This window comes from Sporosarcina pasadenensis (assembly GCF_047228845.1).
Classification (GTDB): domain Bacteria; phylum Bacillota; class Bacilli; order Bacillales_A; family Planococcaceae; genus Sporosarcina.
This window is the reverse complement of sequence record NZ_JBFEGM010000006.1, coordinates 121,663-137,251: the sequence shown is the minus strand read 5'-3', so window position 1 is coordinate 137,251 and position 15,589 is coordinate 121,663. Positions and strand designations below refer to the sequence as shown.

Here is a 15,589-nt window from a genome sequence, read left to right as displayed (position 1 = left end):
TTAATGTCCATAAGTAAAGGCAGCCCCCGATATTTCGGAGGCTGCCTTCATTTTATTCAATTGTAACGTTCTTCAGTTCCTTGACTGGGAGGAAGAGTTCGCCTGTTTCGTAATAGGTGATGGCGAGTCGGTCGCCTTCCTGGATGTAGATTGCTAGTGGAACAGCTTCGGTCGAGACAATATAGTTCCGGCCGTCATCGGCAAGGATCGAAACGATCGTGAAGTCGCCGGCGCGTTCCTTGTAGACACGCACGACAGTAACCGATGCTTTTCCCTCCTCGGCGTTCGAGCTGCCGTCGACTGTGCTGCCGCCACGTTGCAATGCCGTTTTGTAAAGCCTCAACGCTTCGTTCGGCGAATTGGCGTACACGGAGATTTCCGGGTTCGCTGCCGAAACGATGAAGTAGTTTTGCAGGAAGCCGTTCGAGTCAAGTACCGGCGTCAACCAGCTCGCTTCCCCATAGAAGTTATAAAGTACCGGCATTTCCCCGGTCCATTTCTTCTCAATGAATTTCTTCTCGATAATTTGAAGGGCGCCTTGTGAATCCATATACGATTCTTCCAGGTTGCCCGTATAGTAAGTCGCCTCGCCTGTACGGCCATCCGTCAATGCATAGCCGAGCATCGAGTCGACGCCTTCTTTCGGGCTCGTGAAATCAGTGAAATAATACATATGGCCATTCTCATCGAATACAGGGCTGACTTTCGATTCCGTTCCTTCGTCGGAAGGCAGTTTTACATCCTTCTTCCCGACGATTGAATTCCAGAATCCGTGGACGTATTTTCCGAAATAGCTGTTCTGGAGGCTGACCGCTTCCGGCGAAACCGCCCCATCGATGAATTCAGGGACTTTTGATAGCGGGTATTGATTCACCTCCCCATTTCCCGGATTGACCATGACAATCCCTTTGACGTCGAATCCGTTCCTCGCTGTAATGAAGTTTCCGTAGGAACGGATATAATGCGGCTTGCCTTCATCATCAATTTCAAGCTGCACATCACCGTAGAAGATGAGATCCGGCATCGCCATCCGCATATGACGCTCCACTTGTTTATGGAAGTATGATGAAGGGGTATACGACATTTCAGTTTTCACGAACTTCGGATTATCCGCTGAATCGGTCGCGCTCATCGTGAAGTAACCGGGCGTCGTCTTCCCATTCAACCATTTGAAGAAGCCCGAAAACTCTACCGGTGCGATGTAGACGAACTTCCCATCCACCTTTTGGATTTGCAAATTGCCAAGTTCATAGTAGCTCGTATTCGGCACTTGACCGAATGCCTTCTTCATTTTATTCCGGGCGAATTGGGGTGGAACGCTTGCAGGCGTCTTCGTTTCGTCGAACGCCTTGATTTCAACCTGTTGGTCCATTTCCACCGCTTTATATTTTTCATTCGCATTGAAAAGCGGCGCACTCAGGATGAACAAACTGCCTGCTAATGCCGCCAAGAAAAGGACAACCTTAGCGCTTCTTTCCTTTCCGGTTGCCAGCACGACGCCCGCTAGCGTGACGATGAGAGCTAGCGCCCACAACGACGTCCAATTCCTGTCCATATTTGAAACGTAATAAAGGGCAAACGTCAGAGCCGCCACGAGTACAACCGTTGCTGATATAGCTGCAATCCGATTGAAGGCAGGCTGCCCCTCTTTGGAGCCAGACGTAAATGGTACGATGATAATCGCGGAAACGATACCGGCGACCAATGAGAATAACAATAAATTTATCATGTGAACACTCTTTTCTTTTGAAATTAATCCTCCTCTACTATACGGACGAAACCGTCAAACGATTCGTTTTTCTGCTTGAATCCACAAAAAAACTATCTGCAAAAGTGAATTAACACATTACAGATAGTCCGATTGATTATTAAATTAATATGCACGCCTTACTTTTAGAATTTTGTACATACGGTGACCGAAAAATCCGGCAAGAATCGACAGCAGAATATCTTTCGGAAGGGGCGGCACCATCCACGCCCAAGCGACCGCATAGCTAAATGCGTCAGGCGCTGCGGCCCATAGCTTATAGGCAAAATACATCCAATTCGTTCCGAAAAGATAATTCACTACGAGACCTACAAGCCCCGCGACAATATAGCTGCGTAAACTGCCGTACTTTTCGACAATTTTTCCTGTTACAAACGCAACCAATATGAAAGAGACGATGAAACCAAAAGTCGGAAGCAAAATAGCGCCAAAACCCCCATGGAACTTCGCAAAAACAGGCGCCCCCGCCAAACCGACGACCATATAAACCGTCATTGCAATCGCGCCAAGCCGGCTTCCTAGCAGAAGTCCCGCTAACACCGCGAAAAAGGTTTGTAACGTAATTGGCACTCCGCCAATCACAAGGAACGGCACGAACGACGTAATATTCGCCCCGATCATCATTAATGCTGCAAACATTCCACAATAGACGAGACTGAGCGGGCTCATTCCGCTTTTCGTATTCACTGAAGCTGTTGTCATAATCCACCTCATAATTTAAGTTATCTACAATAGAATAAAAGTTAACTCAAATTGTGTCAACCTAATTTTCATTTCAGTTAACCAAACATCTGCGAATAAAAAAACCGATAGCATCATTCGCTATCGATTCCTGTATCAACGTTAATTGTCTTCACTTTTTGGGAATAAAAAATGGGCGAGTATTCCGCTTAGGACGGCTGCGCCTATTGTGATCCACACTCTCGACATGCCCGGAACTTCTTGAAAGTTTTTATGGAGCATCCACCATGCAATTCCGGCAACAAGGAGTGCAATCGGGACGGAAAATTTGAAAATCCTCAACGAATTCACCTTCTACCTTATATTCATAGGCCCATTCTATCACAATTCACCTATTGACGTATCCAATTTTTAACGATATGATGTTTTAAATTATTCAAACAACTGCATAACAAATTCTTATCAAGAGAAGCTGAGGGACTGGCCCGTCGAAGCTTCAGCAACCAGCCGTTTCGGTCAGGTGCTAATTCCAGCAGGTCCATTTCGGCCTGGCAGATGAGAAGAAGCGAGAATTCACTATCCAAAGCCTTCTTTTCAGCGAAGGCTTTTTTATTTTTCAGTTCTGTCGAAATTTTTCGCATAGAGAAAATGCATTTATGCGTAATTGGAGAAGGTTATGCGTGATTTCTCGCATTTATGCGCATCTTGCCGCGTTTATGCGTCTTTCGATGGTTTTATGCGTGTTTGGCGATGTTTATGCGCCTTTCGGGAGATTTATGCGTATTTGGAGCCGTTTATACGTTTTTCCGATGGCAGCATGCCGGATGTGTTCAAGGGATTAGTAGGTTAAGGGATATCGATTGAAGAGAGGATGATTTCTTATGAGATTGCTTGATCGGTTGAAAGATAATGTACTGGTGGCGGATGGGGCGATGGGGACGCTGCTTTATTCATATGGCATTGATTTTTGTTATGAGGAATTGAACGTTGAGAAGCCTGAAATCATCGAGAAGATCCACCGCGAGTATATCGACGCAGGTGCCGATATCATCCAGACAAATACATATGGTGCCAATTCTCTCAAACTTGCCCGTTATGGCATGGAGCACCGGGTGAAGGAATTCAATGAGGCGGCGATCCAGATTGCGAAGCGCGCCGCGGCGCCTGGCAATCAATTCGTACTTGGGACAATCGGCGGTCTGCGGGGCATCCGGAAAAGTGACGCTTCGCTAACCGAAGTGCTGACGATGGTGCGTGAACAGGCGGATGCTTTGCTTTCAGGCGATCCCGACGGACTGTTGCTGGAGACTTATTACGATTTTGAAGAATTGTCGACGGTCGTTACCGAGCTGCGGAAACTGACGAATCTGCCGCTCATTGCGCAAGTCGCGATGGATGAGCCCGGTGTTTTGCAAAATGGAATGAATCTCAATGACGCGCTTCATCAGCTGGAATCGCTAGGAGCGGATGTCGTCGGCGTCAATTGCCGGCTAGGTCCTTACCATACGATCCAAGCATTTGAAAAAGTGACGATTCCAGAGCGAGCGTTTCTCTCCGCAGCTCCGAATGCAAGCTTGCTCGATGTCGAGGATGGACGGATCGTTTATGCGTCCGAAGCCGATTATTTCGGGCGTGCAGCAACACTCCTCCGCGATGAGGGCGTCCGCCTGATCGGGGGATGCTGCGGAACGACGCCAAAGCATATCGCTGCCGCGAAAAAACAGTTGGCGGGACTGCCGCCGGTCACGAAAAAAGTCGTCACGCCTGAAAAACCGATCATCATCCGGGAAGCAGAGCCTACAAAACACGAACCGCTTCACATTAAAGCTAAAACACAAAGAACGGTCATCGTGGAACTGGATACGCCCCGCCATTTGGAGACGGAGCAATACTTCATCGGCGCGAACGAATTGCAGGCAGCCGGTGTGGACGCCGTCACATTGGCGGACAATTCCCTCGCCTCCCCTCGCATTAGCAATATGGCGATGGGGTCGATGTTGAAGCATGAACATCATATCCGGCCGCTCGTCCACTTGACGTGTCGTGACCACAACTTGATCGGGCTGCAATCCCATTTGATGGGGCTCGATGCGCTTGGAATCCATGACATCCTCGCCGTCACGGGAGATCCGACGAAAGTGGGCGATTTCCCCGGCGCGACGAGCGTCTATGACGTCTCCAGCATGGAGTTGCTGCAGCTAATCAAACAATTGAACGAAGGAATTTCTTTCACGGGCAAGCCGCTTCGCAAAAAGGCGAAATTCTCGGTCGCTGCGGCATTTAATCCGAACGTCCGAGTTCTCGACCGTGCTGTGCAACGTCTCGAAAAGAAAATTGAGTGCGGGGCGGATTATTTCATTACACAGCCCGTTTATACGAAGGAGAAGATCATCGACATTCACGAAGCAACGAAGCATTTGGATACACCGATCTTCATCGGCATCATGCCGCTCACAAATATTCGAAATGCCGAATTCCTGCATCATGAAGTACCGGGCATCAAACTGTCCGAAGAAGTGCTCGACCGGATGGCCGCATGCGGGGATGACCGTGAAAAAGCGACCCGGGAAGGCATCAACATCGCTAAGGAACTGATCGACACAGCAGCGGAACTATTCAACGGCATCTATATCATTACGCCGTTTCTCCGCTATGACATGTCCTTGGAACTCATCAGCCATATAAAAGAACTTGACGGGAAGAAGGAGAGGAGTATTGTCCATGCCTAAACATCCAATCGAACAACAGTTAAAAAACAGAATCCTCATCATAGACGGAGCGATGGGCACAATGCTGCAAGCGGAAGATCTCTCGACAGACGATTTCGGCGGAGAGGAATACGATGGCTGTAACGAATATTTGAACATCCTACGCCCCGATATCCTCGATAAAATCCACCGGGCCTATTTGGAGGCGGGAGCGGATATCATCTGCACGAACACATTCGGGGGGACCCCCCTCGTACTGGACGAATTCAGCCTCGGCCACCGAGCGTCAGAAATTAATATAAAGGCTGTGGAAATCGCGAAAAAGTGTGCCGCCGACTATTCGACACCGGAGTGGCCGCGTTACGTCGCCGGTGCGATCGGTCCGACAACGAAGACGCTTTCCGTCACAGGAGGAATTACATTCGACAAGCTTTCCGAGGATTTCTACGTCCAGGCGAAGGCATTGATCGAAGGCGGCGCCGATCTTTTATTGATGGAAACGAGCCAAGACATGCTCAATGTGAAAGCCGGGACAATCGGGATCAAACGGGCTTTCGACGAAATAGGCATCGAGCTCCCTGTCATGATATCGGGGACGATTGAACCGATGGGAACGACTTTGGCCGGTCAGAGCATCGAAGCGTTCTATATATCAATCGAGCATATTAAGCCGCTGTCCGTCGGATTGAACTGCGCGACAGGTCCGGAATTCATGACGGATCATCTGCGCTCGCTTTCTGATCTTGCGACGAGCTACGTCACGTGCTATCCGAACGCCGGATTGCCAGACGAAGAAGGTCACTACCATGAATCGCCTGAATCCTTATCCTTGAAGCTGAAAGGATTCGCGGAAAAAGGATGGTTGAATATGGTCGGCGGCTGTTGCGGCACGACCCCTGATCATATCCGCGCGCTCCGTGAAGCGGTTGACGGCCTCACCCCGCGCCACAAGCCTGAGAACGGGCATGACCATGCTGTTTCAGGCATCGAACCGTTGTTGTATGACCCATCGATGCGCCCGCTGTTGATCGGTGAGCGGACGAATGTCATCGGTTCAAGGAAGTTCAAACGGTTGATCGTCGACGAAAAATTCGAGGAGGCTTCCGAGATTGCACGTGCTCAAGTGCGCGGCGGTGCTCACGTCCTAGATATTTGCCTCGCAAATCCGGATCGTGACGAGCTTGAAGACATGAAAAAATTCATGCAGGAAGTCGTTAAAAAGGTGAAAGTGCCTCTCGTCATCGACTCGACAGATGAAAAGGTCATCGAAGAGGCGTTGAAATTCTCTCAAGGGAAAGCGATCATCAACTCCATCAACTTGGAGGACGGCGAAGAACGTTTCGACGCGGTGCTGCCTCTCGTGAAGAAATTCGGCGCCGCCGTCGTCGTCGGGACGATTGATGAAATCGGAATGGCAGTGTCACGCGAACGGAAACTCGAAATCGCGGAACGCTCCTATGATCTCCTTGTGAACAAATGGGGAATCGCTCCTGAAGATATCATTTTCGATCCGCTCGTGTTCCCTGTTGGAACTGGTGATGCACAATACATCGGGTCGGCGGTTGAAACGATCGAAGGCATCCGTCTGATCAAGGAAAAAATGCCGCGGTCGTTGACGACGCTCGGTGTGAGTAACGTTTCCTTCGGGCTGCCCCCTGTCGGCCGTGAAGTACTGAACGCGGTGTACTTGTATCATTGCACCCAGGCGGGACTTGATTACGCGATTGTCAACACGGAGAAGTTGGAACGGTACGCTTCCATTCCGGACAATGAAATAAAGCTTGCGAATGATCTTCTGTTCACGACGACCGACCAGACGCTTGCGGATTTCACTGATTTTTACCGGGATAAGAAGAAAGAGAAGACCGAGGACGATATACCGAAGACGGTTCCTGAAAGGCTCGCGTATTATGTCGTCGAAGGGACGAAAGAAGGTCTGATCCCCGATTTGGAGGCCGCGCTCGAGATGTACGATACGCCGCTCGAAGTCATTAACGGACCGTTGATGGAAGGGATGTCGGAGGTCGGCCGCTTGTTCAATGACAACCAGCTGATTGTTGCGGAAGTGTTGCAGAGTGCAGAAGTGATGAAGGCTTCCGTTTCATTCCTCGAGCAGTTCATGGAGAAGAAAGAGGACGATTCCGGAAAAGGGAAAATCATATTGGCGACGGTCAAAGGGGATGTCCATGACATCGGAAAAAACCTCGTTGATATCATTTTGAGCAACAACGGGTTCCGCGTCATCGACATTGGCATTAAAGTGACGCCAGCGACCCTCATTGACGTCATCCGGAAAGAGAAGCCGGACATTATCGGGCTGTCCGGATTGCTCGTGAAGTCTGCACAGCAAATGGTGCTCACCGCCCAAGATTTCAAGGCGGCAGGCATCGATACGCCCGTCATGGTCGGCGGCGCCGCGTTGACGCGCAGATTCACGGAGACGAAGATCGCACCAGAATACGATGGGCCGGTCATCTATGCGAAAGATGCGATGCAAGGGCTCGACCTCGCAAACCGGTTGCAGAGCGGGGACAAAGAGGCTTTGCTGAATGAACTCGTGGAAAAGCAGGAGAAGCGTCTCGAGTCGGAGGCAAACCGCGCGACGCGGGACACCGCGGTTGCCGTATTGCCTCGGCCAGTGAAGACAGTGCGGGAAGATGCGCCGGTTTTCATCCCCTCGGACTTGCGTAGACGCGTCCTTAGAGATTACTCCGTCTCGCATTTGTACCCTTACGTCAATATGCGGACGCTAATCGGTCATCATTTAGGCTTGCGCGGCAACGTCGACAAGATGCTTGCGAATGGCGAGGAGCGTGCAGTGCAGCTACATGAAATGGTGACAGCCTTCCTAGAGTCGGGGAATTTATCCGCTTCCGGCTTGTACCAGTTCTTCCCCGCCCAGGCGGACGGAGACGATGTGATTATTTATGATCCGGAAGACGCGAAGACGGAAATCGAGCGTTTCACATTCCCTCGTCAAAGCAAGGAACCGTTCCTTTGCCTCGCCGACTATTTGAAGACGGTGGACAGCGGTGAAATGGACTATGTCGCGCTCATGCAAGTAACAGCAGGACACGGTGTACGGGAGTATGCGAACAGGTTGAAGGCGGAAGGGAAATTCCTCGAGAGCCATGCGTTCCAAGCGACAGCGCTTGAACTTGCGGAAGGATTCGCCGAGCGTGTCCATCAGGAAATCCGGGACCAATGGGGCTTCCCGGACGCCACCGACTTTACGATGCGCGACCGGTTCGCGGCCAAATACCAAGGCCAGCGCTTCTCGTTCGGCTATCCGGCTTGTCCGAACCTTGAGGATCAAGCGAAGCTCTTTGGCTTGCTGAAACCGGAGGACATCGGCGTCCATTTGACCGAGGAGTTCATGATGGAGCCGGAAGCATCTGTATCGGCAATCGTATTCGCACATCCAGATGCGCGGTATTTTAATGTAGATTAAGGATTGAGTCGCCTCTTTATGGGGCGGCTTTTTTGGTGGGTGGGGTTGGGCGCGTGATGTGTTACTTTGGACGCGCTGGGGCTCAATTTGGGCGCAGATGAGGCGGCTTTGGACGCGCGAGGGCTCACTTTGGACGCGGGGGGTCTGTTGTATCATCCCCTCTCCCCTCGACGCGATTCAAAACAACAAAAAAGCTGTTCCTTTGTCGAATTGCTCGACGCCGGAAACAGCTGTATTGCTGTTAGAATCCTCTTCTCCCAAAGCCGAAGAAGCCTTTGCCCCTTCTACCAAAACCAGGCCCTTGTCCAGGGAATACCGGCGCGCCCATTACGTTTTCCGTTGTCTCAGTAAAATAGTGCCGCGGCGTGATAACAGGATGCTGCCTATTGACGTTGACAATCGGATGAATAAATGGTTGTTCAACTGGGAAGAATTGGTCATTAAAACGACATTGTGTCGGGCAAACGATTGGTTGCAGTTGGCTCATTGGCATCATTTGGTTTCCTCCACAAAACCCTCCGCATCGTCCTCCACAATGTCCACAGTGTCCGTGGTGCATCATCATCTTCACTCACCCCCCTCTACCTATTACATGTGAAAATGGCCGGGACATACGGGCGAGCGACCATGGACGAAAGGAATTTTACTAGTTAATTGTTCTGTGTGCTTGTCTCTATCTCATCAGCCATCTATTTCCCTTTCACTTCTTGATAGGCCTGTAATGCTCGTTTCCTCGCAGTTGCGTGATCGACGATAGGTGAAGGATATGTCTCTCCTATTTGAATACCGGCTTCTTCAAGAACAGTTATTGGGGCTTCCCACGGCCTATGGATATACGGGGCTTGCAGACTGGAAAGTTCCGGCACCCATTTCCGGATATACTCGCCATCCGGGTCAAACTTTTCGCTTTGCAGGAACGGATTGAAAACTCTAAAGTAAGGCGCACAGTCAATGCCGCATCCTGTTATCCATTGCCATCCCATTGCGTTGTTGGCGGTATCAAAGTCAAGAAGCGTATTTTTGAACCAGCCGTAGCCCTCTCCCCACGGGATCAACAGATGTTTGACTAAAAACGAGGCGGTTACCATTCGTACACGATTATGCATCATACCCGTTTCCCACAGTTCCCGCATGCCGGCATCGACGAGCGGATAGCCCGTCTGCCCCCTTTTCCATTTCACGAGCTGCTCATCTGTGCCTTGCCAGGGGAAGTCTGCAAATTGCTTCCGCAATGGAATCTGGATAATGTCTGGGTAATGAATTAGTTGATGGTAGGCAAAATCACGCCATATCAATTGTTTGAGAAAAGTATCAATCGATCGATGAAACTCTATTTCCGGCGTCTCCTCATATACTCTTTTCGCAGAATGCCACATCGCCTTCACACTAATGTTACCTGCAGCAATATATGGAGCGAGCATGGAGGAAGTGCCGCTCGAAATGAGGTCCCTCTCTGTCCCTTAATAAAATATGCCATCATCAGAAAACTGTTCCCATTTCTCAACCGCCGCTTCCTCCCCGGGCTCCCAGTACTCGTGAAATTTCTTATGCCACGGGTGCTTGTCCAGCATACTTAACTGGTCTAAGGAGAGTGTTTTAATTTCTTGGTCTGTTCCTTTCATCTCCTCTGGAACAGGCAGCGGGCGGGCTACATACTCCTGCAAGCACCTCTTCCAAAAAGAAGTGAACACTTTATAAGGTTCACCTAGTTTATTCACAAGATCGGGATTGAATAAAAGGAGTCCGTGGAATGTTTGCACCTCCATCCCGATCGATTCGAGCTGTGCTGCAATCCTGCTTCCCTTCGTTCTCTCAGCAGGCTCATAGCGTTCATTGAAATAAACGGCATCCGCACCCGTCTCTTCCATGACTTCGACAAGCGCATCAAACTCATCTCCAGATTTAATAAAGAGCTTCAAGCCACGTGCCTGAAGCCCCTTTTCAAGAGATGCCACCGAATGGTAGAGCCACCATAAGGAGGCTTCACTTTCCGCATATGCCTGCTTTTCTTCTTCTGACCAAATGAAGACAGGAATGACAATTCCCTCTATGGCCGCCTCCCATAACGCAGGGTTATCATGTAATCGAAAATCTTTACGGAACCATACGATTGTCCGTTTCATCAATCTCATCCTTCTTGGCAAGCGTCAATTCTGTTCGTGCAAGACGCTGTCTGTCATATTCATATTATACACTTTGACACATTAGCCTATGTATAGATACCTTAAGCAAAAAGCTGTCCAGAAAATCAGTCTAAGCTGGCTTTCTGGACACCTTCACTTATGCTTTTGCCGATGAATCAAACCGTCTTTGTACTAGCTAGTACCCGGCCATCATCCGGTTCGCCTAAGACACCCTCCGTTTGAGCAACGACAACTGCACATGCTGCATCTCCTGTGATGTTGACAGCCGTACGCACCATGTCAAGCAGTCGGTCGACCCCTAAGACGAGTGCAATTCCTTCGACAGGCAGACCGACAGATGTCAAAACCATCGCCAGCATGATCAGCCCTGCACCTGGCACGGCGGCCGTCCCGATGCTGGCAAGGACTGCGGTAAGGACGACGGTGAGCAGCTGCCCCATTGACAGTTCAATGCCATAAGCTTGGGCGATGAAAACAACTGCCGCCCCTTGCATGATTGCCGTTCCGTCCATGTTGATCGTCGCGCCTAAAGATTGTGTGAAGGAGCTGATCGATTCAGGCACTTTCAGCCTCTCCTGCGCGGTCTTCATGGAAATCGGAAGTGTTGCCGCGGAGCTCGCCGTACTGAAGGCGACGACCTGCGCCGGAAAGAAGTTCTTGAAGAACCAGATCGGATTCCGTTTTCCAAGCAAGGACACCGTGCCCCCGTAGACGACAATTGAGTGGATAAGAAGAGCGCCTAGGACAACACCCATATACATCCCCATAGCCTGCAGCGCGTCGAACCCTTGACTGCCGACTGCTGATGCAATCAAGCCGAAAGCTCCATATGGTGCAAACTTCATGACGAAGGTGATGAGATACATAATTAGTTCATTAGATTGCTCCAGTAATTCGGTGACTCGCTCTACCCGCTTGCCGAGCATTGCGAGTCCGAAGCCGACCAAAGCTGCAAAGAAGATGATTTGCAGCATGTTCCCTTCTGCCATTGCAGAGACCGGATTTGTCGGGATGATACCCAGCAACGTATCCGTGACTGGCGGTGCTTCTGCCGCTTCATAATTCGCACCTGACGTATCAAATTTTCCTCCTGCACCCGGCTTCAGCATGAGTGCCAAGGCGAGGGCAATGACGATGGCGATGGCAGTTGTAGCCAAGAAATACACCAACGTCTTCCCACCAATCCTTCCTAACTTCTTAGGGTCACCTATGCCAACCGTTCCAAGCGCGATAGAAACAAAGACGACCGGGATGACGAGCATCTTCATAAGGTTCAGGAAGATGCTTCCTAACGGCTTGAACAGGTACTTATCCGTAACCCCAAATATTCCAGGGGCGAACAAGTTCAGAATTAGTCCGACAACAACACCGGCTATGAGGGCAATGATAATATTGCGTGCTAACTTCATGGCGATTCCTCTCCTCCTTCGGAAGCAATAAAGTGAAAACGCTCTCTTTTATGCTATCTCTCTATCTATCCCTTATTTTTTAAATTTTGAAACTTCAATTCTTTTAGTAATAAAAAAGGGCAGTCCCCATTGATTGGAGACAGCCCTGTTACACTTTATTATTGGTAAACTCGCGGCAATTCTTTCGGATCAAATCCGGCAGCTTCTTTCATATTCTTTGTATACTGCGGATAATGGACAGGTGAACCTTCGTCGATCATCTCGAGAGATGCGATGAAATCAGGATCCTGCCTCAGTTCCATTTCGTACGGATCAATGAATACGCGTTCCATTCAATCACTCTCCTTCAAATATTACCCAAGGCAAATGTGACAGGAAATGAAGACGATAACCGTGATAGAAAAACTACGGTATCTTCTTCCGCTACTACTATTATACCAAATTTTCTGTATTAAGCAAAGAAGCATAGATTGCGTTTCTTTTTGTTCAATAAGGATATAATAATACTAAGCATGTCGGAAGGAGACACTACGATGAAACGAATTGTGTTATTCGATGGAGAATGCAATTTTTGCAATTCGAGCGTGCAATTCATAATAAAACGTGATCCTGCTGCCCACTTCCTTTTTTCTTCATTGCAAAGCGAAACCGGAGAAAAGTATGTGAAGCAATTTCAAATTCCGGATAATGTCGACAGCATCGTATTAATTGAGAACGGAAAGGCGTACACGAAATCTTCAGCAGCCCTCCATATCGCAAAAAAGTTGGATGGCCTGTGGCACCTCTTATTTCTATTTATACTCGTCCCACGTAAAATCCGTGACGGCTTTTACGACTATTTTGCACGCAACCGCTATCGATGGTTCGGCAAAAATGAAGGTGCGTGCATGCTTCCTTCTCCGGAAGAAAGAAAACGATTTATTTAACAATATTCCGGCGCTTCCTCTTTTATGAGAAGCGCCTTATTTTATTTCTGAATAACTTCTAAGGAGCGGACATACATTTGGAGAGCAGCTAGGAGTTTGTCCCAAAAAGGCTTACTCACCGCGTTGAAAGTTTCTTAATTGTCAGGTAAAATGTAAAAAACAGTTCTAAAGGGAGGTATTATGGGAAAAAAGGTCATATGTAATCTATTTGCTCTGTTAGCGCTCGTACTGTATGTAGGAATGGCTCCCCTTCAAATTGTAAGCGCCGACACTACCGTCGAGCACAGTGTAACCGAAGTTGCCGGACCGACGTGGGTCGCCTCCGCGAGTTATCTCGCTTTAGGGGATTCGCTCGCAGCAGGGATGGACCACCTCGGTGAAATGGGTGAAGGCTATGCCGATTACCTGGCAGGCACGATGGAGGAAACAGGGCTATTGGATTCGTTCAATAAAACATTCGCTGTGCCTGGCTACACGACTAAGAATGTGCTGAAGGACATCGAAGCAAATGTGACGCGGAAAGATGCCGATGGCAATTCCATCCGGCTCCATGACGCGATTGCCAAAGCGGACTTAATCACGATCAGTGCAGGCGCAAACGATGTGCTTGCGCATGTAAAAATCAATCCGACGACGTTTGCTTTGACGTATGATGAGAAAGCGCTTCAAATGGAAATTAAGCAAGTGGGCTTAAATTTGATGCAGATCATAACAGCAATCCATAAGATCAATCCTGATGCGCAAGTTTATGTGATGGGCTATTACAATCCATATCCTCACCTGCCTAAGGAAATCCAACCTTTGCTTGCACAGCTGTTGGACGGGGTGAATAAAGCAATCGAGACGGCAGCGCAATTGCCGAATGTCGATTGGGTGGAGACGGCCGATGTAGTCGCAAAGGACTTCAAAGTTAATTTGCCGAATCCGCAAAATATCCACTTGAGCCCTGTAGGCTATCAACAAGTCGCTGAGCAGTTTTGGAATAAAGTCCAGTCTGATTATCCATGGATCCCGGCTGATGCTTTCATAGCGGAAGAAGTGACAACGGATTCTGTCACACTTGCTTGGAAGCCGGCAACGTCTGATAGGCAGATTGCGACGTATGATATTTATCTCGGCGATGAAAAAATCGGATCTGTTGAAGGCGATGTATTTTCATTCACGGTCGGAGAATTGGTAGAAAATCAATCGTATGCATTTTCCATCGTGGCGGTAGATGAAAACGGCACGAGCAGCAAGGATTCGCCTTCCGTGACAGTGACGACGAAGCCGGTCTCTCTGTTCAATGATATTCAAGGTCATTGGGCTGAGGACGCGATTGAACAAGCCGCCCTACTCGGGATTTTCAGTGGTTATGCGGATGGATCGTTCAAACCGGAAAATGGATTGACTCGGGCGCAAGCTGCATCAGTTTTCGTGCGGGCATTAAACTTGCCGGCGGCCGACATTTCGGTGCCATTCGATGATATCGGTGAATACGCTACAGCGACGCAATCCGATATTAAAACGGCATTTGCAAACGGACTCGTCAAAGGCGATAACGGACATTTCAAACCAACTAAGAATGTGACGCGGGCACAGTTGGCGCTCATGGTATGGCGTGTGGCTATGGGTGAACTTGGCGGCGATATGCCTGCTTCCAATACATTCACGCCTCCGACCGATATGGGTGATTATGACACGGAGACGATTCAAGCAATAGCAACGATGAGCGGACTTGGTGTCGTTTCGTTGGAGGATGGAGCTTTCCACCCGACTAAACCAGCAACACGCGCATTTGCTGCGAGTCTCCTGACGAAGTTGTTAAGCCTTACTAACCAATAATACGAAAAGAGACTGTCCGGAAAGTCGATTGATCGACTTTCTGGCAGTCTCTTTTGTGTGGGGTGACATTATTATGTTCACTTACCCGAATTAATGATCACTTGCCGGGTTTTATGATCACTCGCACCGATTTATGATCACTTACCAGGTTTTATGATCACTTGCAGCCATTTATGATCACTTGCCAGGTTTTATGATCACTTGCACCGATTTATGATCACTTGCCAGGTTTTATGATCACTCGCAGAAATAAAACAGAGCTGTCCAGAAAGTCAGTGAAAACCAACTTTCTAGACAGCTCCTTTATGCTTGTTGCTGAAGTTTTTCATTCTCCTCCGTCGTGAAAGCTCGGGACCGTGTTAGGAATCGCTTCCCTTCTACCCCTTCCAAGGAGAACATTCCTCCCCTGCCTTCCACGACGTCAATGATCAGCTGTGTATGCTTCCAATACTCGTATTGGTTTTTATGCATGTAGAAAGGCGTTCCGCCGATATGTCCGAGAAGGACGTCCTGATCTCCGATGATCAGGTCGCCTTCCGGGTAGCACATCGGGGAGGAGCCGTCACAGCAGCCTCCCGATTGGTGGAACATCAATGGGCCATGCTTTCCCTTCAATAATTCAATCAATTCCAAAGCGGCGTCCGTTGCTAGAACGCGTTCGGGCATCGGCATTCCTCC

13 protein-coding genes and 1 riboswitch are annotated in these 15,589 nt (G+C 49.2%); of the genes, 4 read left to right on the top strand and 9 right to left on the bottom strand.

All coding sequences use genetic code 11. The features are described 5' to 3' along the window. Window positions 1-52 precede the first annotated feature (52 nt). From AB1K89_RS10090 to AB1K89_RS10080, 3 genes are all read right to left on the bottom strand, one after another. Entirely contained in the window at window positions 53-1,729 is a 1,677-nt protein-coding gene (locus AB1K89_RS10090) for a hypothetical protein (protein ID WP_413054642.1), read from the bottom strand. Between the two features lie 144 nt (window positions 1,730-1,873). Next, window positions 1,874-2,470, bottom strand: coding sequence for a biotin transporter BioY (locus AB1K89_RS10085; RefSeq protein WP_413054641.1), 597 nt, complete (start codon window positions 2,468-2,470; stop codon window positions 1,874-1,876). 141 nt (window positions 2,471-2,611) lie between these two features. Next, complete coding sequence (locus AB1K89_RS10080) at window positions 2,612-2,791, bottom strand: hypothetical protein (RefSeq protein WP_413054640.1); 180 nt, start codon at window positions 2,789-2,791, stop codon at window positions 2,612-2,614. Between the two features lie 114 nt (window positions 2,792-2,905). After that, a riboswitch (SAM riboswitch) is annotated at window positions 2,906-3,011 on the top strand. A 319-nt stretch (window positions 3,012-3,330) separates the two neighbouring features. Here AB1K89_RS10080 and AB1K89_RS10075 point away from each other — a divergent pair. Continuing rightward, complete coding sequence (locus tag AB1K89_RS10075; protein WP_413054639.1) at window positions 3,331-5,178, top strand: bifunctional homocysteine S-methyltransferase/methylenetetrahydrofolate reductase; 1,848 nt, start codon at window positions 3,331-3,333, stop codon at window positions 5,176-5,178. Beyond that, the gene (gene metH / locus AB1K89_RS10070) at window positions 5,171-8,608 is read left to right on the top strand and encodes a methionine synthase (RefSeq protein ID WP_413054638.1); all 3,438 of its coding nucleotides are present in this window, start codon (window positions 5,171-5,173) and stop codon (window positions 8,606-8,608) included. Before AB1K89_RS10075 ends, metH begins: the two co-directional genes overlap by 8 nt. Window positions 8,609-8,849: 241 nt before the next feature. On the opposite strand, the gene AB1K89_RS10065 is transcribed toward metH, so the two are convergent. The 5 genes from AB1K89_RS10065 to AB1K89_RS10045 form a co-directional block, all read right to left on the bottom strand. After that, window positions 8,850-9,104: a hypothetical protein gene (locus AB1K89_RS10065; RefSeq protein WP_413054637.1), complete on the bottom strand. Its 255-nt coding sequence runs from the start codon at window positions 9,102-9,104 to the stop codon at window positions 8,850-8,852. Window positions 9,105-9,297: 193 nt separating this feature from the next. Beyond that, on the bottom strand, window positions 9,298-10,029 hold the full coding sequence (locus AB1K89_RS10060) for a cryptochrome/photolyase family protein (protein ID WP_413054636.1): 732 nt from the start codon (window positions 10,027-10,029) through the stop codon (window positions 9,298-9,300). Between the two features lie 39 nt (window positions 10,030-10,068). Next, window positions 10,069-10,731: a deoxyribodipyrimidine photo-lyase gene (locus tag AB1K89_RS10055; protein ID WP_413054635.1), complete on the bottom strand. Its 663-nt coding sequence runs from the start codon at window positions 10,729-10,731 to the stop codon at window positions 10,069-10,071. A gap of 176 nt (window positions 10,732-10,907) precedes the next feature. Further along, window positions 10,908-12,161, bottom strand: coding sequence for a dicarboxylate/amino acid:cation symporter (locus AB1K89_RS10050; RefSeq protein WP_413054634.1), 1,254 nt, complete (start codon window positions 12,159-12,161; stop codon window positions 10,908-10,910). Between the two features lie 158 nt (window positions 12,162-12,319). Beyond that, a complete protein-coding gene (locus AB1K89_RS10045) occupies window positions 12,320-12,493 on the bottom strand; it encodes a hypothetical protein (RefSeq protein ID WP_413054633.1) in 174 nt (57 codons plus the stop codon). A 201-nt stretch (window positions 12,494-12,694) separates the two neighbouring features. On the opposite strand from AB1K89_RS10045, the gene AB1K89_RS10040 reads away from it, so the two are divergent. Both AB1K89_RS10040 and AB1K89_RS10035 read left to right on the top strand, forming a co-directional pair. Further along, window positions 12,695-13,087, top strand: coding sequence for a thiol-disulfide oxidoreductase DCC family protein (locus tag AB1K89_RS10040; protein ID WP_413054632.1), 393 nt, complete (start codon window positions 12,695-12,697; stop codon window positions 13,085-13,087). 180 nt (window positions 13,088-13,267) lie between these two features. After that, window positions 13,268-14,911: an S-layer homology domain-containing protein gene (locus tag AB1K89_RS10035; protein WP_413054631.1), complete on the top strand. Its 1,644-nt coding sequence runs from the start codon at window positions 13,268-13,270 to the stop codon at window positions 14,909-14,911. 303 nt (window positions 14,912-15,214) lie between these two features. Here AB1K89_RS10035 and AB1K89_RS10030 read toward each other — a convergent pair whose 3' ends face one another. Further along, entirely contained in the window at window positions 15,215-15,577 is a 363-nt protein-coding gene (locus tag AB1K89_RS10030; protein ID WP_413054630.1) for a DUF779 domain-containing protein, read from the bottom strand. Window positions 15,578-15,589 lie beyond the last annotated feature (12 nt).